The organism is Chryseobacterium sp. UNC8MFCol, from assembly GCF_000482305.1.
GTDB classification, from domain to species: domain Bacteria; phylum Bacteroidota; class Bacteroidia; order Flavobacteriales; family Weeksellaceae; genus Chryseobacterium; species Chryseobacterium indologenes.
In genome coordinates, this window is record NZ_AXUZ01000012.1 from 24,153 (window position 1) to 45,183 (window position 21,031).

The window sequence follows — 21,031 nt, forward strand, 5'->3', positions numbered from 1 at the left end:
ATGACCTCTTTTCCATTTTAGTTGTACTATCTGCTAATCGATCTGGACAATCCGGAAATGTTTACCGGTAAAGGTATAAGCTGTTAATTAGCAATTTGTTTTTTAAAGTCTTCAGGAGTCTGTCCTGTTTGTTTTTTATAAAAACGGGAAAAATAGGCAGGATCATCAAAATTAAGACGAAAAGCAATTTCTTTGATGGTCATATTGCCGGCCATCAACATCCTGTCAACCTCTAAAATAAGACGGTCATGCAATAATTGGGTAATTGTTTTATGCATTTTTTCCTTGAGTATCTGGTTGATTCTCTTTTCACTGATTCCCATTTTAGAAGAGTAAAAGCTTGCCTTCCGTTCTGTTGTATAATATTCGTCCATCAACATAATAAACTGATACACCCGTTTCTGATTAATATCCTGATGAAGAAAATAGTTTTGGTTCATCCGAATGAGATTTAACAGAAAGACTTTCAAGAGTGATTTAAGGATCAGATAAGTCCCTTTGGTATTATTATATTCCTTCTCCATCAATATTTGTATATGCCGGAGTGAGTCTGCTACTTCATTTGCTATCCGGAAATGAGTAGATTGACCGTGTATATTAAAGAGGTTAAACACATCCAACGCAAATTCTTTATCATCCTCTTCAAGATACTCTCTTTTAAAAGCAATCAGACAGCCTTGTTTATTCTTAATTTCCAATGTTTCCCGGCGATACAAAGGTATGAGATACATAGAATCATTTTCACCATCTTCCTTTGTATCTTTAAACCATATGATCTCAAAAAAACCTGACCTTTCAGCATTTTGAAAGTAATGGTCCGGACAATTTTCAAGATTAAATAAGACAAACTTCAGAGGGTCAATCTGGTGTACAAACTTCATGGGAAACTCAATTTTCATATCTGATAGACAAATATACAGGACTGTTGTTAATATTCCGGAATAAAAATCCTTTGCTGTATTTGTCTTCTGCATTTTAGAGGATAGGTCTTATCAGCGACTTTCTGGCTTTTCTTACCACTACAGCATTAAAAAAGTCGGTATAAAACAAAAAAAGAACCACTGTTACAGTGATTCTTTTGGTCTGTGACCCGGCTGGGATTCGAACCCAGGACCCATACATTAAAAGTGTATTGCTCTACCAGCTGAGCTACCGAGTCGGCCACTTACTTTTTCAAGTAAATCCCTTTGTTTAAGGCATAGCAAAGATAGTAAAACCATCTTTAATTCCAAGTTTTCCGGGGCTTTTTTATCATATTTTTTTCGACAAAACCAGCAAAAGCCTGTTTATAAATTAATTACATTTCATATTTTTTTTTCTAAGAACGCTATTCTTTACTTTCTCCCTTCTATAAAGACTTTTACAGTGTAACGGAGATGATTTATTTTTGCTTTTTATTGATTAAACATTGTATTTTTTCAGAAGATGTTCTATTTTTGAAAAAAGGGTGCTTAAATACTTTGCACGATGTAGTATTTCAGCAGTTTAATTATAATTTTTCCATTTCTGTTCACATGAAGCTTATAACTCCAAAAAAATTATCATCCGGTGATAAAGTTGCTACTATTTCCATGTCCTGGGGAGCTGCCGGTGATTTACCCTACAGATACCAGAAAGGTAAAGAGAGACTGAATAAGATTTTTAATCTTGAAGTTACCGAAACCCAACATGCCTTACAACCTGCCCAGTGGATATATAATAATCCCGAAGCCAGGGCTAACGACCTTATGGAAGCCTTTTCGGACCCTTCTGTAAAAGCAATTATTTCTAATATTGGCGGTGATGACAGCATCCGGATGCTTCCCTATATTGATCTTGATATTATCAGAAATAATCCTAAAATATTTCTGGGCTTTTCTGATAGTACCATTACTCATTTTATTTGTTTAAAAGCAGGCTTAAGCTCTTTTTATGGTACTTCCCTGTTAGTAGGGTTTGCAGAGAATGTGTCAATGCATGATTATCAGATCAGTGACATTAAAAGGACACTTTTTTCATCTTCTGTAATTGGACTGATTCAACCGAATCAGGAAGGATGGACAACTGAATTTCTTGATTGGTTTGACCCTTCGCTACAGGAAGTAAAAAGAAGATTAACTCCACCTACAGGATGGCGTTTTCTCAGAGGGACCTCAATTGTGCAGGGTCCGTTAATCGGAGGATGTATGGAGGTTCTGGAAATGCTGAAAGGAACGGAATATTGGCCGGACCCGGAAATCTGGAAAGGTTGTATTCTCTTTTTTGAAACATCGGAAGGAAAGCCGCAACCGGATTTTGTAAGATATTGGCTCCGAAATTATGCTGCAACAGGCATTCTCAAAAATGCTAAAGGAATTATTTTCGGAAGACCTTACGACAACTTGTATGCAGATGAATATGAAAAGGAAATTTTAAAAGTACTCGATGAGGAAGGATTGTATGATCTGCCCGTCATTACCCGCATGGATTTTGGCCATACCTGTCCTACTTTTACACTTCCCTATGGAAAATTAGCAGAAATCAACTGCGTTGATCAGTCTTTTTCTATTCTTGAAAATGGTGTAATGTAATATTTCAGAAAATAATTGTTTCCGGCGGCTTTCAGCCGCCGGAAACAATATATCAGGAGCAACAGATTATCTAGATTCTTGCGGTCAAGACCTCCTATCTACGCTTGCCGATATTCAAAAAGTTCCACAATTTTATCTGCGACCTGCTGTCCATGGTGCTTTCCGATTAAATAAAGGGCAGCATCTATTCCCGCTGTAATACCCGCCGTTGTAATTAATTGTCCCTGATCCACATACCGGACACCTCTTTGAACATGAGTCTGAGGATTGTGCTCTTCCAGGGCATCCAGAAGTATACTATGGGTTGTAATATTATAATTATTGAGAATTCCTGTTTTTGACAGCAGCATACTTCCCGTACAGACAGTGAAAACAACAGTTCCTGCATTGTATTGGTCTTTCACCCACTTCAAAACCGTATTTTGAAAATCATCATCCTGAAGATATTGCATTACCTGCTCAGGATTAGTTCCCGGAATGACGACCATATCAGGCCTGGGGGATGATTCTATATCGTAACCAGGGATAATAGACATCGTATTTCCTTCTGCATAAACAGGATCTTTGGTTTTTCCTACCGTATAACAGGTATAACTGTCCGGATACAATACATTAGCTTTCACAAAAACATCAAGGGGCCCATTCAGATCAAGAACTTCAACCTGGTTATAAATTAAAAAAGCCACGTTCATTGTTTGTTTACTCTCTGTGTGTTTCATCATGATATATTATATTATTAAGTTTATAATTCTGGTATAAGGCCATACTTTTCCGTGCTGATAATTGGTGATCAGCAATTTTAACGTCCGTCAAAGGGGAAAGTAATTAGTCTGTTCCGTTAAAGGCTTTCCGATATTGTGCAGGGGAAACTGAAAGGTGCTTTAAAAACAGACGTCGAAGGGAAACGGCACTTCCCAATCCACACTTACCTGCGATCATATCGATTCCCATATCTGTGTATTCCAGCAGGTCTTTCGCCTGATCCAGTCGCATTTTTTCAAGAAACTTACCCGGTGTCATTCCGGATTCTTTTAAAAATACCCGGGAAAAATTCCGGACACTCATATGCACTGCCTGTGCCATGTATTCTATCGTAATTGTCCGGCTGAGTTTATCTTTGAGCAGATCCCTGATTTCTCTGGTAAAGGAAGTCATCATCTCGTAATCAGGTAAAAGATGACCAAACTGGGATTGTAATCCCTGTCTCTTCAAGTGTAAAACAAGATGGCGGGCAATTTCAGAAGCCAGGGATATTCCAAAATCTTCTTTTACTAATGCCAGGGCCAGGTCTATACCTGAAGATACTCCTCCCGAAGTATATGTATTCTGATCTTTAATAAAAAAAGGATTAATATTAACATCCAGCTCGGGATAAGATTTCTGCAGAGCATCTGCATATTTCCAATGGGTAGTCACCTGTTTGCCATATAACAATCCTGCTTTAGCCAGAATAAAAGCCCCGACGCATACAGATCCTATACGTCGTACTGCTGTTACAGTATTTTGCAGGTAATTATAAAGATCAGTATGTATTTCATCCAATATATCAAGGGTTGTACCTCCTACTAACAAGGTATCGATGGGAAAATCGATATCATAGATGGAATGACTGCAGTGTAGGGGCATTCCTGAGCTAGAATACAGTATTTTCTCAGAAGTACCCGATACCATAAAAACATTATATCCGGCCTGATCATTACCAAGAAAACGGGTGGCAGAAGTAAACACATCACATGGTCCTGCAATATCCAGCAATTGTACCTGAGGCAATACAAGAAGGACTATATTTCTTTTACCCATATTCTTTTCAGTATTCTTCATAACCTGATTCATATAAGTACAAATGTACTGAGAAAGCGATTTGTCCGCAATGACAAAAATTATACTATTTCGGCCAGGATCGTTATGAACATCAGGTTAAAAGCTACCCTTTTCCGATGACAAACGAATGAATTCCAATCTGTGTTCTACGAAGATAGTTGAAACTCTATTATTGCTGTTATAGCTGAGCAAAAAAAGAGGCTGCCTTCTGAAGCAGCCCCACCACTCTAACTATAAAACAAGCTGAATCAGCTATACTTTTTAATTTTGTTTGTAAGTATCATGATTGTACTTTTTGTACAGTCAATTTACGCAGGAGATAACCTTCTGGACTTTAAATAAAGAACTGTCCGATTCAGATACGGAAAAAGAATAATCAACAAGAGAGAGGCAAAAAGAAGCCAGACCATCATTTCATAATAATCCATGGCAAAACGTACATGATCCTGAATATTAATCTTTGCTACCAAAATTTTATGGGCCGCTTTTACGGCGTGATCTTCAGACATTCCTTTGGCCATTAGTTTCGCGGTTTGCTGATGAAGAAAATTTTTTACTTCCGGATCTGCCGCAGTCAGGTGATCCTGAAAGGCATTATAGTGACGGCTTTTTTCAAAAAGCTCATAATAATTGATAAGAGCAATACTGATACAGAAACCCAGATACCGTATAGCCAAAGCTGTAGCTGCCGCTGAGGGTCCGATCGATGCCGGAACCGATGAAATAATAAAAATAATGGTAGGAACCATGAGTAAGCCTACTCCCAGTCCCTGAACGAATAGCGGAATATAATAATTAAACTCATTAGCCTGAATATCAAAAGAATAATACATCAAAGCATGGAATGCAAGCAGCATTAAAAACCCCGGCACCCAGATATATTGTATCTTCTTCTTTTGTAATACCATACAACAGGCTACAATTACTCCAAGCACAAGCCCTGAAATATTAAAAATATTGATATATGAAATATGGAAAGGATCCAGATGCAATTCGCCAGCAAAGTAATTATTGGTAATTCCTGAAGCAAAACGACATATATACATGATAAAAAGGATCAGTAATCCAACTTTAAAATTCCGGTACCTGAAAACACGCAGATCAATATAAGGCCTCTTATGTGCATACTGGCGAATGACTGAAATAGCACTCAATACAATTATCGCGACCACGCTCCCCTGAATCCGGACATCTTCCAACCAATAATATTCCTGTCCAAAAATCGTAATGTACCCCACCAAAACTAACATAATACCATAGAGCACAAAACTTTGCCAGTCCAGTTTATAAAGCGGAAATCTTGCATGTGGCCTGTAGTTACTCATGGTAAGCATAAGAAAAATAAGCCCCGGCAAATAGGAAAAAATAGCGGTCTTATATACAATATTAAAATTAAACGAATCGATAAGGTCTGCTGTAATCAGGTTATTAAAAGGCAATGCACAAAGCAGAATCCCGAAGAATACTGAAAAACTTATCTCCCGTCCCCTTTCACTGCTTAGCCGCGTAAACATGAGTGTGAGGGAAAGGTTGACATTCCCTGCAAACAGTATTCCCTGAAGAAAACGTACAGGAAAAAGGATGTAGATTTCGCTGGTATAATAACAGATCAGACATGCTACAATCTGGAGCGTTGTAAAAATGAGAAAATATTCTTTAGCCGCAAGAAAACTAAAAAATCTTCTTTCCAGGCTGTAGAATCCCACATAACCTGCATAGAATAATGCTACTGCAAACTGAATATCAGCAGGTTCACATCCATAATATCCTGCAGCAGCATTCATATTGGAAAGCGGCAGGAAAAAAATTATAATTCCGGGTAAGGTCATGGAAAAAAGAATGATCTTGACCAGCCACTCAGGAACCCATCGTTTAAAGATCGGAAGTTTTCTAGCCATTGGAATGCTTTTTATTCGCATATACATTGACATTCATGCCCACTTTCAGAACATCAATTTCATTTCTTTTCCCGTCTACTCTTATTCTTACCGGGATACGCTGTACAATCTTTACATAATTTCCGGTAGAATTATCAGGTGGAAGTAAGGAGAAACTTGATCCTGTTGCCGGTGACAGCGAAATAATTGTTCCCTGAAACTCTTTGTCCGGGTAAGAATCAGCTATAATCTTTACACGATCCCCAATATGCATATCTTTGATTTGCGTCTCCTTATAATTGGCAACCACCCATTTATCCGTCTCATTGTTCACGATAAAAGCAAGAGTCTCGCCCGCTTCAATCATCTGCCCCACTTCCACTGTTCTTCTTCCCATTCTTCCATCATATGCTGCCGTGACAGCGGTATAACTTACATCCAGTTTATGACGGTCCAACAACGCTTCCAATCTGGCTATTTCAGCCATTACAACCGTTTTTTCAGCCTGTATATCATGTATTTTAGAGACCGATGCTGCGTACGTATCCTGGGAAGATCTATAATCACTCTCGTTCACATCCAATGTGGCTTTTACATCTTCAAGTCTTTGTTTGGTTGCTGATTCTTCATTATATAATTTCTCATACCTGTCATAATCAAGCTTTTGTTTCCAGACCTTTGCTTTATTAGCTGCTACCTGAGCCTGTGCTGAAGCCGCTTGCTTCTCGGTAGTACCGGTAGTACTTTCCAGGACTTTTAGTTCTGCACGGGCTTTCTGAAGGGCCGCCTGCGTTTGCTTCTGCTGAAGAACATATTCACGGTTATCAATAATCAAAAGAGTATCTCCTTTTTTTACTTCCTGATTTTCTTCAAATTTAACCTCCACAATGAATCCTCCGGCTCTTGAGATGATCGGATTTACGTATTCCTGAACCTGAGCATCATTGGTTTGCTCATATTTTGAATAATTTTTAAGGCTAAAACCGCCCCAGACTGCCAATGCAGCAACGATAAGAACTGAGATCCATCCTGTAATTTTGGTAATTAACCGATCGGTTGGAGTATATTTTTTTTTCATTGTTTTATAAAGTACCTGTTATGTTCTGTAATAAATAATAGTTGTTTTGAGCCATGATCCTGGCGGCTTCCAATTCAAATTTTGTCTGGAGAAGCTGTATATCAGCATCCAATAAATCGGTAATCAAAGAAGTCTGGCTGAAGTAGGTATTTTTTGTGATGCGGGCATTTTCTTTAGCCTGGGCTACATTGGTTTCCGCAACTTTAATCTGCTCAAGTGCTTCGCGGTATCGCAGATACGCTTCCTTCACCTGTTGTCTCACTTTATCCTCAGTATCTTTATGAGTTTCTTCTTCTTTTTCAAACTCTAAAGCAGCAGCTTTTACTTTTTGAGTATTGTGATACAGTGAGGATATAGAAAAGGAAGCTTTCAGTCCTACGATTCCCAGCGAATACCAATCCGGATTATAAGGATACAGGAAGATTTGTGGATTGGCATAGTAAAACTCACCATATAAGCCGATTTTAGGACTTACATTTGCCTTCACCTGTTTCAGTTTGATTTTACTCAACGCGGTCTGCTGCTCAGAAACATGGTAATCGAAAGAATGTTCCAAAGCCAGTTTAAGATAGTCTTTATAGGTTATATTCTCATCCCACTGATCATAAGGAGCTTCGGGAATAACGATTTCATCATCCGGAATCCCCAGGATAATATTCAGTTTCTGCATGGCGATGAGAATATCATTTTCAATGGTGGTCAGTGCCATTTTCCGTTTAGAAAGTTCAAGTTCCACCCTCAAAACATCGGTCTTCAGGACTACCCCATTTTTATATAAAGCCTGTATTTCCTTGAGCTGCGTTTTCTGATCGGCAATATCCTGTTGAATAAGGTTCCTGAAAATTAAAGTTTTCTGCAATTCAAGATATAGGCTTGCTGTTTTGTAGTGAATGTCCGAAACCGATTGCTCTTTTTGAATGGTCTTAATTTTTTCCAGGGTCTGGTTTTCTTTGATTTTAAGATTTAATTTATTCCCTTCATAAATATTCAGGTAAAAATCTGCTCCTGCTCTGTAAAGGGTGTGGATGACCTCGTGCTGTACCGGCTTGGAAAAAATTCCGTTTTCATAAATCGGGATATTGGAAGTTTTTTCTATGGATCCTTTCACACCGATTTCCGGCAGTCTTTCCCTTTTTGCGTCTTTTACTTCGGCTTCTGCGATGTCTGCACTGAATATTTTGATCTTAATATGACGGCTGTTTTCTTCAGCTCTTTGCCATGCGTCTTTTAGGGAGAGTCGAATGGTATCATTTCGGAGACTGCCTGTCTGAGCTGATATGCTATAGGTTGTGCCCAGCAGCAGCAGTCCGGTGAGATAAATTTTCATCTGAATTTTTCGAATTATTGCACTGCAAATTTATCCTCAATCCCGAAAATATTTTTATCTAAAATAGTCAAGTTTTACATGATTCCGGCCAAATGATTATCTTTGCAATCCGGTAATATTTTTAATGATTGTATGGGATTAATTGCTACACTTCCACATATTGACCAGCATGATAAAAGTGTCTTTGTCATGCACGAAAAATCAGAAAAACTCATTCCTTTTCATAAGCATACGAAGGGGCAGCTAAGCTATGTAGAAGGCGGTATCGCTTATATTACGATTGATAACCGAACCTATGTAGTTCCTGCCAGGCATTTTTTCTGGATTCCACAGGGAATGGAGCATATTCTGGAAATAGGTCATTCTGCAACCGTCCTTAGGTCTTTGTATTTCTATGCATATGATGATATTTCTGACCCGTTTTACAGCAGACTCGGAATTTATCCTGCCTCAGAACTCCTCATTCAAATGATAAAATATACAGAAATATGGGATGAAAAACATGTGACTGCAGAAGATGAAAATTTTGAATTTTTAGTTGCTTTAAAGAAAATTCTTCCCAAAACCCACCAACAACCTCTGCCAATTATTCTTCCTGCCACCCACAATAAGCAGATGATGAAAATCGTATCTTATCTGGAATGGAATATCGGAGAGATCCACACACTGGCTAATGTAAGCGCCAGGTTCGGTTTAAGTGAAAGGTCCCTGTCCCGTTTATTCAAATCTGATATGGATATTTCTTTCCTCCAGTATTTAAAAACATTGAGAATTATAAAAGCTATTGAACTATTGTTAAATACAGACAAATCAATCAATGAAATTGCTGATGACGTAGGATATAGTTCTATCAGTGCTTTCAGTGATACCTTTAGCCAGTTTACCCAGTCGAGGCCATCAGATCTGAGGAAAAGCAGTAAGGCATTTAAGAATAGCGGTGTTAACTAAATCAGTGAACAGAACTATTATATGACGTTTATCAAAGATCAAAAAAAATAAAAGAGTTTTTTATCTTTTATTAAAAAAAGTTTATATATTTGTCATGTTAAATAAATAGAAAATGTTTTCCAAAACTTGCGAATACGCGTTAAGAGCCTTGATTTATATCGCCCAGCAATCTAAAAACGGCAGCAGAGTGGGAATCAAAGACATTTCAAAAAGTATCAGCTCTCCTGAATATTTCATTGCAAAAATTTTACAGGATTTAAGCAGAAAAGGATTTGTACAGTCTGCTAAAGGGCCCAATGGCGGATTTTATATGGATCAGAACAATCTGAATGTATCGATTGCTGACATTGTAAGGGAAGTTGACGGGGACAAATTATTTTCAGGTTGCGGCCTGGGGCTGGAACAATGCTCTGAAACCCACCCGTGCCCTCTTCATGATCAGTTTAAAAGCATCAGGGATAATCTTCGTGAAATGTTGGAAAATTCAAAAATTCAGGAATTTGTCGATAATCTTGATTTACAGCTGACCTATTTGAAGCGTTAAAAAAAATTTGACCAAATAAAAGATAAAAAGGTCTTAATATATTAAATAAATAAAAATGAAATTATCTCTCAAAAATCCTATTGTCCTTTGCTTGCTAAGCCTCATGGCCGGGATGTTGATGACGGTTAGTTTTTTAGAAACACCGTTGAAATTTCAGGTGCAGGGAATGGCCCTTACAACAGCTTTGGGACTAGGAAAACTGATGTTCGGAGTTTCTACAAAAATACAGAACCTATTTTTGTTTTTAATATTAGCTTTTATGATGATCAGCTATAAAAATTATACAAAATTTGATTTTCTGATCATTATTATATTCCTGATTCTCCTTTCGTTACAACAGTATTGGATGCTGCCCGTACTTGGTAACCGGGTTGATTTGCTTTCCTCAGGCAGGACTCTGCTGCCCACTCCCGTTCATGATTATTTTATTTATGCAGAATCAGCAAAGACTGTTATCGTGCTCATTGCTATTATTTCACAATTCAAAAAACATATAGCGGATACTGAAAATAACCATTCTTACACGAAAAATATAACTCATTAACTGCATTCCTTATGAAAACACAACTTATAAATACAGCAATGATATTGGGAGTATTGACGATGGCTTTATCATGTTCCGGCAAAAATGAAACAACACCTATTCCCATCCCGCTACCTTCTACAGAGCAACCTGTCAAACAACCCGCTCCTCATCCTGAGCCTATTGTTACGACAAATGCTTCTAATGATCCGGGTTTCAAGCTCATCGAAGGAGCCGACTGTCTTGCCTGTCATAAAATAGATTCCAAATTAATCGGACCTTCTTATCAGGATGTAGCTTCAAAATATACAAAGGCAGATATTGAACGGCTGGCACAAAAAATTATTGAAGGAGGAAAAGGAAATTGGGGTGATATTCCCATGACTCCTCACGAAGGATTAAGTAAAGACGATGCTCAACAAATGGTAAAATATATTCTTTCACTTAAAAAGTAAATAAAAAAATTTAAAATAATAAAAGACAAAAAAGTATTATATTATGAACACAAAAACAGACTTTATCGGAAATATGGTAGCTGAAGATTTCAGATCCGCTGCTATTTTTAAGAAACATGGTATAGATTTCTGCTGTAAAGGCGGAAGAACAATAGAAGAGGCATGCCACAACAAAAAAACCGATCCTGAAAAAATCTATGAAGAACTGGAAGCCCTTCCGAAAAACGAAGGCTCTTTCATAGACTTCAACAGCTGGCCGCTGGATCTGCTGACAGATTATATCGAGAAAACACATCACCGTTATGTGGAAGAAAAAACCTCTGTTTTACAGGCTTTTCTGGATAAATTGTGTAAAGTTCACGGAGGCAGGCATCCTGAATTATTTGAAGTTAAAAATTTATTTGATGAATCTGCCAGTGATCTGGCTGCCCATATGAAAAAAGAAGAACTCATCCTGTTTCCTTTCATTAAAAATATGGTGACGGCAAAAATATCAGGACAACCCTTGCCGCATCCGGTTTTCGGAACAGTGGAAAATCCGGTTCATATGATGGAACATGATCATACCGTAGAAGGAGACCGCTTCAGAAAAATTGCAGAAATCACCAATGAATATCTTCCTCCTGCAGACGCCTGCAACACCTACAAAGTTGCTTTTGCCATGCTTCAGGATTTTGAAAATGACCTTCACAAACACATTCATCTTGAGAATAATATCCTGTTCCCAAAAGCGATCCGACTGGAAAAAGAATTGGCTGTTGAATCCTAAAAAATGATCAGAATGACACCTAAAAAACTTTGGATATGGCTGGCAGTAGTCATGATCGGCTCTTTTGCAGTCCTTATATTCTATGGCACTGAAATCTACAGAAAAGTTCCTCCTATCCCCGCAAAAATCGTAAGTACTGACGGTACTCTGCTTGCTACCGGACAGGATATAAAAGATGGCCAGAATGTATGGCAATCGATCGGAGGGCAAACCGTAGGAAGTATATGGGGCCACGGCGCCTATATTGCTCCTGACTGGACTGCAGATTACCTCCACCGCGAATCTGTTCTTCTGCTTCAGGAACTGGCCAAAAAAGAGGGTAAGATATACCGGGATCTTCCCGATGAAGAACAGGCAAAATATCAGGTACTGCTGAAAAGAGAGCTTCGTACCAATACTTTCAATGAAAGCAATAATGAAATCGTGTTTTCCCCTGAAAGGGCCGAAGTACAGAAGCAGCTGTCTCAATATTACGCAAAACTCTTCATGAATGATCCATCCATGGCTGAACTTCGTGATCAGTATGCAATTCCCGGGAATACGATTAAAGATCCGGAAAGGATGGTTAAAATGAATGCATTTTTTGCGTGGAGCACCTGGGTATGTAGTACAGAACGGCCGGGGGATCATGTAACCTATACCAATAACTGGCCTCATGATGAATCTGTCGGTAATGTTCCGCCTCCGTCTCTTCACATATGGTCCGGATTCAGTATACTTTTGCTGCTTGCCAGCGTTGGCCTTCTGGTTTTTTACCATGCAAGAAATAAAGAAGAAGAAATCAGTGAGGTACTTCCCCTTGAAGACCCGTTACGGAATATGAAACCTACTCCTTCGATGAAAGCGACTCTGAAATACGTCTGGGTCGTTGCTTTACTGATCCTGGTTCAGATGATGGCCGGTGTGGTCACGGCACATTACGGAGTGGAAGGAAGCGGGTTTTACGGAATTACTTTGGATGAGTTTCTTCCGCAATCGGTTTCCCGAAGCTGGCACGTGCAGCTGGCTATATTCTGGATCGCCACTTCATGGCTGGCAACAGGTTTATACATTGCCCCTGCAGTGTCAGGATATGAGCCGAAATTCCAGAAGCTCGGTGTCAATATATTATTCGGTGCCTTATTGATTGTTGTCTTAGGATCTTTGACGGGCCAGTGGCTGGGTGTAATGCAAAAGCTGGGACTTGTAGACAATTTCCTTTGGGGACATCAGGGATATGAATATGTGGAACTGGGGAGAATCTGGCAGATTCTATTGCTTATCGGACTGATTCTCTGGCTGGTTTTAATGGTCAGAGCTCTTCTTCCTGCTTTAAAGCGCAGAGATGGTGACCGTCATTTACTTCTCCTGTTCACACTTTCTTCCGTTGCTATTGCGATGTTTTACGGCGCAGGCCTGATGTATGGAAGACAAACACACATGGCGATTGCTGAATACTGGAGATGGTGGGTTGTTCACCTTTGGGTAGAGGGCTTCTTTGAAGTTTTTGCAACGGTAGTGGCAGCCTTCTTATTTACCAGATTAGGATTATTAAGATTAAAATCGGCTACGCATGCTGTTCTTTTCTCTACGATCATTTTTCTGGGCGGAGGTATTTTAGGAACGTTCCATCATTTGTATTTCAGCGCCACCCCCACCGCTGTACTGGCATTGGGTGCAACCTTCAGTGCGTTGGAAATTGTTCCGCTTGTTTTGATTGGATATGAGGCTTACCAGAATTATCAGCTTAGTAAATCTACAAAATGGATTCAGGCATATAAATGGCCCATTTACTGCTTTATTGCAATGTGCTTCTGGAATTTTCTGGGTGCAGGAATCTTCGGATTTGCCATCAACCCTCCTATTGCCTTATATTATATTCAGGGACTGAACACTACTGCTGTGCATGGCCATGCCGCTTTATTCGGGGTCTATGGCATTTTAGGAATCGGACTGATGCTGTTTGTTTTAAGGGGATTATATCCTGACCGTCAATGGAATGACAGACTTATCGGATGGGCTTTCTGGCTTATTAATATCGGTTTACTGGTGATGGTCACTATAAGCCTTCTGCCCATAGGCATTATGCAATCTGTTGCCTCTATTAAAGAAGGATATTGGTACGCGCGTTCTGCTGAATTTATGCAGACAGACATTATGCATTTCTTAAGATGGATGCGGGTACCGGGAGATATTTTACTAGCCGCCGGAGAATTACTTCTGGTCATCTTTATCATCGGACTGAAGTTGGGATGGTCTTTAAAAGAAAAACGGTAACCCATCATTGTAAGCCTTACAGATTTTCAGAAGCTGTAAGGTTTACTGATTCTTCAAAAAGCTTTGCTATTTTAATTTTTAAATCATAAAATCATGAAACGCAACGAAAATATAGTCCTGCTTTCCCGTGATCACCACTTCGGGTTGCTTTGCAGCTGGAAAATCAGGCAGGGAATCAGGAACAAAGTAAAACCGGACAGGATTAAAAATTATATCGTTTACTTTTGGAAAAACCATCTGGAAGAGCATTTCAGGGAGGAAGAGCAAATTCTCTTTCCCTATCTGAAAGACGAATACTCTTCCCGTATCCAATCGGAACATACCCAACTGAAAGTATTGGTTTCTCAGATTGAAAGCTTGGAAGGCCGGAACCTCTTTTCAGATTTTGCAGATCTTCTTGATCAGCACATCCGTTTTGAAGAACGCCATTGGTTTCCTCATTTGGAGGAAAAACTAAGTCATGAAACTTTAAGCAGGATCGGAAAAGAGCTCAGCCACATTCATACCGAAGAAACGGATACTTATGATGATGAATTCTGGAAATGATGTATACGAAAAAGGTCTTCAGACAAATACCTGAAGACCTTTTTATTTTTAATACAAACACTACTCCATCATTGTGTAGCTTTTATAATGGCGGTTGTGATCTCATTTTCTTTCTGCCTTGAATAGGTAGAATCAAAAGGCTCCATAATATCAAATAAATACTGATAAAAAGGTGCAATTTTCTGCACATTTTCAGATTCTTTCATGGCTTTCTCTTTTCCCATCTGCTGGAGGCCTTTCACAAAAACATTGAATTTTTTATCGATCGGTTCTATGGATTGTACAAGATACGTATAGGCTTTCTCTTTTTGATTCAGTTTATTATATGAGTCAGTAACAGCGGAAACAACCAGGGCATATTCCATAGGTAATGTTCTTATCTGTTTTCGGGCAGCCATCTGATATTGAGGTGAAAGCATTATATAATAATCATATTCTTTAAAAATCTCTTTTTTAAGAACTTCTGCCAGCTGAAGCCCCTTTTGCTCCTTACCTGCCAGAATATATCCGGAAACAATCATGCTTAATGAGCGCGGATCGTTGTATTTTTCAGCAGGAATTTCTCTGTCCACAAGATCCAGCAATTCAACAGCTTTATCTTTCTGTCCGTTGGCAACCAATGCTGAAGCAGCTCTGCTCGCAGACATCCTGTAGCCTATGATATTGGATGTTGCCGTTTCATCATAGTAAATAGTCTGATCCTTAAAATTGCCCCATCTGAAATTTTTAACGATCTGATAAAGGGAGTTTGCATCTACCCTTCCCCTGTCACCGTCCGGAGCCTGAGGAGTATGGATGGGAACGAGCCTGTAGCTGAAACCGTCGAATTGCAGATATTCATCAAGGTAAAAGGTATTTTCACCTTCATACATGCCACCGGACGAAAAACTGACAGGACGTTTCCAGTCAAAATTAGCCAACAGATCCATCATCATAAGGTTATTTTTGAGAAACCTGTTTCCTTTGTATGAAATGGTGATATGATCTACAGCCTTCGAAAGGTCTGCTCTGCTGATGATCCCTGACTTTACAGCATTTTCTTTATTGACAGGCAGTACAAATTTACTGACCGGAAGAATATTAAATCTTTCATATTTTTCTTCTCCGAAGTACATTTTCAGCAACTCATCTTTCTCAGGAGATTTTAATTTTATAAAATCCATTGCTTCCTTCAGCGTTAAAGAATCCTGCGTCAGGAATTTCCTGAAGTCCTGAAAAGAAGTGTCGGGTGCTCCCTGATCTTTTACCATTGCAAAAAGACCTTCCCAATCTTCTTTTTTCATTAAATACACCTGCTCATTGATTCCATCTCTGTAATCTTCATGGGTCAGCTCTCCCGGAATGCCATGTGCATTGTACGTTCTCCTTTTTACCTGATCGATACTCCAGGGCATTGCCAGTAAGGTAAAATTAACTGTTTTTACATCATCCCGGAATCTTTCTGTCTCCTGGATTCCCCACACCGGAAAGGTATCGTTATCTCCATAAATAAAAATAATATCATTTTTTGGTAAAGATTTCAGCACTGAATAAGCATAATCATACGCTGCAGTCTTACGGCTTCTGTCATGTGAAGTATAATTCTGGAATCCCATCATAAAGGGAATTCCTAATAGCACAAGCCCTAAAATGACGGAGGCTGCATTTGATTTTATTGTAGACTGAAGAAACCATAGGATGGCTCCTGCACCCAAACCGATCCAAATGGCAAAGGCATAAAATGAACCCACCATTGCATAATCCCTTTCTCTTACTTCAAAAGGTTTTACCCCTGTATAAAAAACAATGCCTACACTGGTTACAATAAAAAGAGAAAGCAAAGCATAAAATCTCCCAAAATCCCTGTTCAATTGGAAAAAGAATCCGATCAGTCCCAGAATCAGAGGGAGGAAGAAGAATTTCACCGTACTTTCGTTTTTAAATTTAGACGGCATAGTTTCCTGGTTTCCCCACAAAGCGTTATCAATAAAAGAAAATCCGGAAATCCAGTTCCCTTGCGTATTTTCCATATGGCCCTGAAGATCATTTTGCCTTCCGACAAAGTTCCACATCAGGTACCTTACAAAATAATATCCGTTCTGGAATGAGATAAAATAATCCATATTCTGACGGAACGAAGGTTTCTGGACATTGATCAGATCGTAGGGCTTTACTTTAAGATAATCTGCTACCGTAATAGAATCATCTTCATACTTTGCCCTTAATTCATTAAATATTTTTTGAGCCTCAGGATTATCCGCCACTTCCTGGTTATCATAATTGAAGGTAAAATCAGGAGCTCCGTACATTGCAATATAATTAGCCATCACCTCTTTATCTTCATTGAACATCCTGGGCATAAAGCTTATGTGAGATTTATTGAATACATAGTTAAAGCTTTCTCCTGTCTTTCTGTACGTTCCCGTTTTTTCATCCTTTTCGTACATATCCCCTGTTTTCTCTGTCTTATAACTTCCGTCTTCATTTTTCTCAATTCCTTTGGCATCAAGGGATGCAGTATAATTCTGTCCGTAGATTGTTGGCCAGTCTCCATATTGCACTCTATTGTAATAATCTCTCATACCGATTGCCGTATCAGGATCATTAAGATTCATGGGCGGATTGGCATTAGCCCGGATAGGAATCACCATCCAGCATGAAAAACCTATCATCATGTATACCACTGATAAAACGACAGTTTGATAAATATTTCTTTTGGTTTTTCCCGCATATCTGATCAAAAGGAAGGAAATGACAGCCATCAGTACAAACGCCATCATGGTTCCTGAATGAAAAGGCAGTCCCAATCCGTTCACAAAGAAGATTTCCAGATTCCCGAACATTGTCATGATCAAAGGGAAAATTATTTTAAATACCAGTGCCAATATACCAAGGGTAATCACATTGGCCCACATAAAAGACTTCCATGAAAACTGATATTTACGGGCATAAAACACCAGACATACGGCAGGAATCGCCAGCATACACATCATATGCACCCCTACAGAAAGCCCGATGATAAAGAAAATTAAAATAATCCATCTTTCATTATCCACCGCTTGATATTCATTTTCCCATTTGGTAATCAGCCATAATAAAATAGCAATAAACAGGGATGCCATGGAATACACCTCTCCTTCTACTGCTGAGAACCAGAAAGTATCGGAAAAAGTAAAGCATAAAGAACCGATGACTCCTGCCAACAGAATTGAAATCTCCTGCTGCCGGGTAAGCTCCTCAAAATCCTTATGTAAAATCCTCCTTAAAAAATGAGTGATCGTCCAAAACAAAAAGACAACAGTCAACGCACTGAAAAGGGCTGACATCGCATTAATCACTATGGCATGATTGCCGCTATTTCCCAGCGCAAGGATACTTGCTGCGGCACCCACAATCTGAAACAAAGCAGCTCCCGGAGCATGCGTAACCTCAAGCTTTACAGCCGAAGAAATATACTCTCCACAATCCCAGAAACTCAGTGAATGTTCTATGGTAGAGAAATAGGTAATCAAAGCAATGAAAAAGAGGAACCACCCAAGTACAGTGTTCCATCTTTTAAAAGACCATTTTTTCATATAATATTTTCCAATAGTACTCGTAAGACAACTGACGGACCGGAGTTATTACATGAAGACAATAAAATATCTTAATTGTACAAGAAATGACAAAGCTCCCGGCGAAATTCGGGAGCCTTTTAAATACAATGAATCTTTTAGTACGTATTATTCAATCCACCATCCAGCGGAATACTTGCTCCTGTAAGATAGGATGAATATTCTGAGGCCAGAAAGGCCACCAAATGACCGTATTCTTCAGGTTTTCCCAATCGCTTCATCGGAATTTTATTTTCTCTGGCTTTCCTGATATCTTCCTCGGAAGTACCTGTCTGCTGTGATTCATTACTCACTAATTTTTTGATGCGGTCCGTATCAAAATATCCGGTTAAAATATTATTGACTGTAATATTATGTTTTGCAACTTCATTCGATAAAGTTTTCGCCCAGGCCATTACAGCTGACCGGATGGAGTTTGACAACGCCAGGTTGTTGATAGGTTCTTTTACTGACAATGAAGAAACGTTGATAACTCTTCCGTTATTCTGTTCCATCATGTGGGGTAAGGCCAGTAAAGTAGTTTCGCACACGGTTTTAAAAAGAAGATCAAATGCTTTTTGATAATCCTCCACATTTTTTTCTGTTGCCAATCCGGGTTCGGGGCCATTGGTATTGTTGACCAGAATATCAACCGGATGACTTTCAAAGTACTCCTTTATAATTTTTTTATAGTTGTCAAAGTCCGAAAAATCGACCACAAGGTATTTGTGTTTCTGCTCCGGATGAATAACGGGAAGTTCAGCAGTAAAGTTCTTAAGCTTAGCTTCGTTACGGGACATGACGGTAACATTCGCTCCGCATTTTGCCAGCTCAACGGCAATTCCGGCACCTATTCCCTGGGTAGCTCCTCCTACCAGCGCATTTTTTGAAAAAAGTTGAATATTCATTGATGTAATCATTACAAAATAATTAGTATAAATGTAGGAAAACCCATAATGCTGAAAAAGGTTTCTCTTTAGAATAATACAATCGATGCTATTGATATATCATAAAACACCGACGGATGCCGGTGTTTTGATACTATTTGTGTTATTAGAATTTCTCGTTGAGATGAGATATGAAAATGCCTGATAAGTAAAGTTATATACAATTAATCTCCGATCCGGAAAACCAGTAATTGGGTAGAAATAGCAGCCAGGTTCATCCCTGCTCCTCCGCAGTTACCGGATTGCCCTCTTCCAAGAGTGATCGTCCAAGCCCTGTTGGCAGGAAGAGTTGTGGCGTAGGTAATTGTTCCACCATGATTAGAAAGTGCTCCTTCCGAATGTGACGCTGTATTGTGAATTCTGGTAGTCGTAGCATTAAGAGGGAAATCTATAAAATAAGAACTGATGGTACATCCTGTTATATTATGAATTGCTTCATAAACAAAAGTAATCTGGTAGGTTCCTGCCGGAAAAGTAATAGTACTTGTAACAGCATTATAAGTCATTCCCGGAATACTATTTTTAACGACAGACATAGGTACGACCTGTGATCCTCCGGCACCTTGTGCCTGTAAGAAATTGGCCTGTGCAGTTTCTAATCGGAATACAGCAGGATTGGGAATAGAAAGAGCACCTAAGGTTCCAATACTTTTTATCACACCGGTACCATCAATTACCACAAGAGGGTCTGTTGTAGTATTTCCGGTGCCAACCCCCTGTAAACGTAAAGGATCGGTACCATTGACATGAAGCTTGTTGGTGGGAACTGTGGTACCAATTCCCATGTTTCCTGTAGCGGTAACCGCTACATCATTGGCCTGTTGCGCAGCTGAAGGTGCTCCGGTAGCAGGATTGTCTTTGGCTGCATCAATATTAAAGACTCCCTGAGGGTTAGAAGTCTGAATACCAACTTGCGCGTTCGAAAGGAAAAAATTGCCTGTTACAAGCATTAAAAAATAGGTAAGAGTTCTCTTCATAATAATAAATTTGGTGAAATTTCATAAAAATAAAAATGCATTTTGCTTAAATTATTTCAATAATGATCATCATTTTACTTGAAATAATTATTAATGTATTAACAAATATAATAAAATTCACTACAAACTGAATTAATTTATTGTAAATTAAAATATTTATTTATAAAAAATTAAAAATAAGCAACAACCAATCAATAAATATAATAAAAATGATTAAAAAAATAAATTTACTTATTAATAAATTAAAAAACAATAGATATTGAAGCAATTATGTTAAAATAACAATTTAAATAAAAATCAAAATAATCGATTTATTTTTAGCAATAAAAAAAACCTCCAGGAATTTGGAGGTTTTTTATCTATTGAATCTGCCGTTTATTTTACAACCGTTGCTTCCAATTCTACCGTTAAGGTTTCAAATAAACTTTTTACTTCAAGCATGGTGACGGCTTGTGTCATCTGATGTTTTTTTATCCATTCCTGAAGAATCGGGAAATGAGGCCACAGCTCCTGAGTTGAGGTTGTATAGATATTGAGCCGTACAATTTCTTTGCATTCATATCCTGAAGTAATGACTACTTCTTCAAGGTTAGCAATAGCCTGTTGCAGCTGAGACTTCATATCCTTATCGCTTGAGGTTCCGTCAGGATCAATGGCCGCCTGCCCTGAACAGTATAAGGTACTTTCTACATTTCTCACTTCAACGGCCTGAGAATAACTTCGCTCATTTTGCCATTGCCATGGGTTGATGGTTCTTTTTTCCATTGTATTGAATTTGTTATACATTAGACTGCAAAGTTGCAGAACAGGGATAACAAACCCATGTGATCCGGATCACGATT

General features: G+C 38.7%; 18 protein-coding genes, 1 tRNA gene and 1 pseudogene. 8 read left to right on the forward strand and 12 right to left on the reverse strand.

Annotation, left to right across the window (positions count from 1 at the left end):
- Window positions 1-83: 83 nt before the first annotated feature.
- A complete protein-coding gene (locus tag M030_RS0105895; protein ID WP_051584928.1) occupies window positions 84-881 on the reverse strand; it encodes a helix-turn-helix domain-containing protein in 798 nt (265 codons plus the stop codon).
- A 205-nt stretch (window positions 882-1,086) separates the two neighbouring features.
- Window positions 1,087-1,159, reverse strand: a tRNA-Lys gene (locus tag M030_RS0105905).
- 355 nt (window positions 1,160-1,514) lie between these two features.
- On the opposite strand from M030_RS0105905, the gene M030_RS0105910 reads away from it, so the two are divergent.
- Window positions 1,515-2,549 (forward strand): S66 peptidase family protein, encoded by a 1,035-nt coding sequence (locus tag M030_RS0105910; protein WP_027372648.1) that lies wholly within the window; start codon window positions 1,515-1,517, stop codon window positions 2,547-2,549.
- A gap of 98 nt (window positions 2,550-2,647) precedes the next feature.
- Here the strand turns inward: M030_RS0105910 and M030_RS0105915 are convergent, their stop codons facing one another.
- The 5 genes from M030_RS0105915 to M030_RS0105935 form a co-directional block, all read right to left on the reverse strand.
- Window positions 2,648-3,271 carry a DJ-1/PfpI family protein gene (locus tag M030_RS0105915; RefSeq protein WP_228375187.1) on the reverse strand — a complete coding sequence of 208 codons (624 nt, stop codon included), beginning with the start codon at window positions 3,269-3,271 and terminating at the stop codon, window positions 2,648-2,650.
- 103 nt (window positions 3,272-3,374) lie between these two features.
- Window positions 3,375-4,370 (reverse strand): GlxA family transcriptional regulator, encoded by a 996-nt coding sequence (locus M030_RS0105920; protein WP_027372650.1) that lies wholly within the window; start codon window positions 4,368-4,370, stop codon window positions 3,375-3,377.
- A gap of 308 nt (window positions 4,371-4,678) precedes the next feature.
- The gene (locus M030_RS0105925) at window positions 4,679-6,268 is read right to left on the reverse strand and encodes a beta-carotene 15,15'-monooxygenase (protein WP_027372651.1); all 1,590 of its coding nucleotides are present in this window, start codon (window positions 6,266-6,268) and stop codon (window positions 4,679-4,681) included.
- Window positions 6,261-7,325, reverse strand: a complete 1,065-nt coding sequence (locus M030_RS0105930; protein ID WP_027372652.1) for an HlyD family secretion protein — start codon at window positions 7,323-7,325, stop codon at window positions 6,261-6,263. The genes M030_RS0105925 and M030_RS0105930 overlap by 8 nt, the downstream gene beginning before the upstream one ends.
- 4 nt (window positions 7,326-7,329) lie before the next feature.
- Entirely contained in the window at window positions 7,330-8,652 is a 1,323-nt protein-coding gene (locus M030_RS0105935; RefSeq protein WP_027372653.1) for a TolC family protein, read from the reverse strand.
- 132 nt (window positions 8,653-8,784) lie between these two features.
- On the opposite strand from M030_RS0105935, the gene M030_RS0105940 reads away from it, so the two are divergent.
- The 7 genes from M030_RS0105940 to M030_RS0105970 all read left to right on the forward strand — a co-directional run bounded on the left by M030_RS0105940 (window position 8,785) and on the right by M030_RS0105970 (window position 14,693).
- The gene (locus tag M030_RS0105940; protein ID WP_027372654.1) at window positions 8,785-9,600 is read left to right on the forward strand and encodes an AraC family transcriptional regulator; all 816 of its coding nucleotides are present in this window, start codon (window positions 8,785-8,787) and stop codon (window positions 9,598-9,600) included.
- A gap of 112 nt (window positions 9,601-9,712) precedes the next feature.
- A complete protein-coding gene (locus M030_RS0105945) occupies window positions 9,713-10,144 on the forward strand; it encodes an RrF2 family transcriptional regulator (protein WP_027372655.1) in 432 nt (143 codons plus the stop codon).
- 55 nt (window positions 10,145-10,199) lie between these two features.
- Window positions 10,200-10,688 (forward strand): hypothetical protein, encoded by a 489-nt coding sequence (locus tag M030_RS23795; protein WP_228375188.1) that lies wholly within the window; start codon window positions 10,200-10,202, stop codon window positions 10,686-10,688.
- Window positions 10,689-10,699: 11 nt separating this feature from the next.
- The gene (locus M030_RS0105955; protein ID WP_027372656.1) at window positions 10,700-11,122 is read left to right on the forward strand and encodes a c-type cytochrome; all 423 of its coding nucleotides are present in this window, start codon (window positions 10,700-10,702) and stop codon (window positions 11,120-11,122) included.
- A gap of 43 nt (window positions 11,123-11,165) precedes the next feature.
- A complete protein-coding gene (ric, locus tag M030_RS0105960) occupies window positions 11,166-11,891 on the forward strand; it encodes an iron-sulfur cluster repair di-iron protein (RefSeq protein ID WP_027372657.1) in 726 nt (241 codons plus the stop codon).
- 12 nt (window positions 11,892-11,903) lie between these two features.
- Complete coding sequence (locus tag M030_RS0105965; protein WP_027372658.1) at window positions 11,904-14,147, forward strand: nitric-oxide reductase large subunit; 2,244 nt, start codon at window positions 11,904-11,906, stop codon at window positions 14,145-14,147.
- Between the two features lie 93 nt (window positions 14,148-14,240).
- Window positions 14,241-14,693, forward strand: coding sequence for a hemerythrin domain-containing protein (locus M030_RS0105970; RefSeq protein WP_027372659.1), 453 nt, complete (start codon window positions 14,241-14,243; stop codon window positions 14,691-14,693).
- 2,607 nt (window positions 14,694-17,300) lie between these two features.
- Here the strand turns inward: M030_RS0105970 and M030_RS26050 are convergent.
- The 5 genes and pseudogenes from M030_RS26050 to M030_RS0105990 form a co-directional block, all read right to left on the reverse strand.
- A complete protein-coding gene (locus M030_RS26050) occupies window positions 17,301-17,480 on the reverse strand; it encodes a Kazal-type serine protease inhibitor domain-containing protein (protein ID WP_394363891.1) in 180 nt (59 codons plus the stop codon).
- 137 nt (window positions 17,481-17,617) lie between these two features.
- Window positions 17,618-18,247: pseudogene (locus tag M030_RS26055) on the reverse strand (DUF2723 domain-containing protein); the annotation flags it as partial.
- Between the two features lie 137 nt (window positions 18,248-18,384).
- The gene (locus tag M030_RS0105980) at window positions 18,385-19,173 is read right to left on the reverse strand and encodes an SDR family oxidoreductase (RefSeq protein WP_027372661.1); all 789 of its coding nucleotides are present in this window, start codon (window positions 19,171-19,173) and stop codon (window positions 18,385-18,387) included.
- A gap of 203 nt (window positions 19,174-19,376) precedes the next feature.
- Window positions 19,377-20,189, reverse strand: a complete 813-nt coding sequence (locus M030_RS0105985; RefSeq protein ID WP_027372662.1) for a hypothetical protein — start codon at window positions 20,187-20,189, stop codon at window positions 19,377-19,379.
- A 375-nt stretch (window positions 20,190-20,564) separates the two neighbouring features.
- Entirely contained in the window at window positions 20,565-20,954 is a 390-nt protein-coding gene (locus M030_RS0105990; RefSeq protein ID WP_027372663.1) for a RidA family protein, read from the reverse strand.
- Window positions 20,955-21,031: the final 77 nt, after the last annotated feature.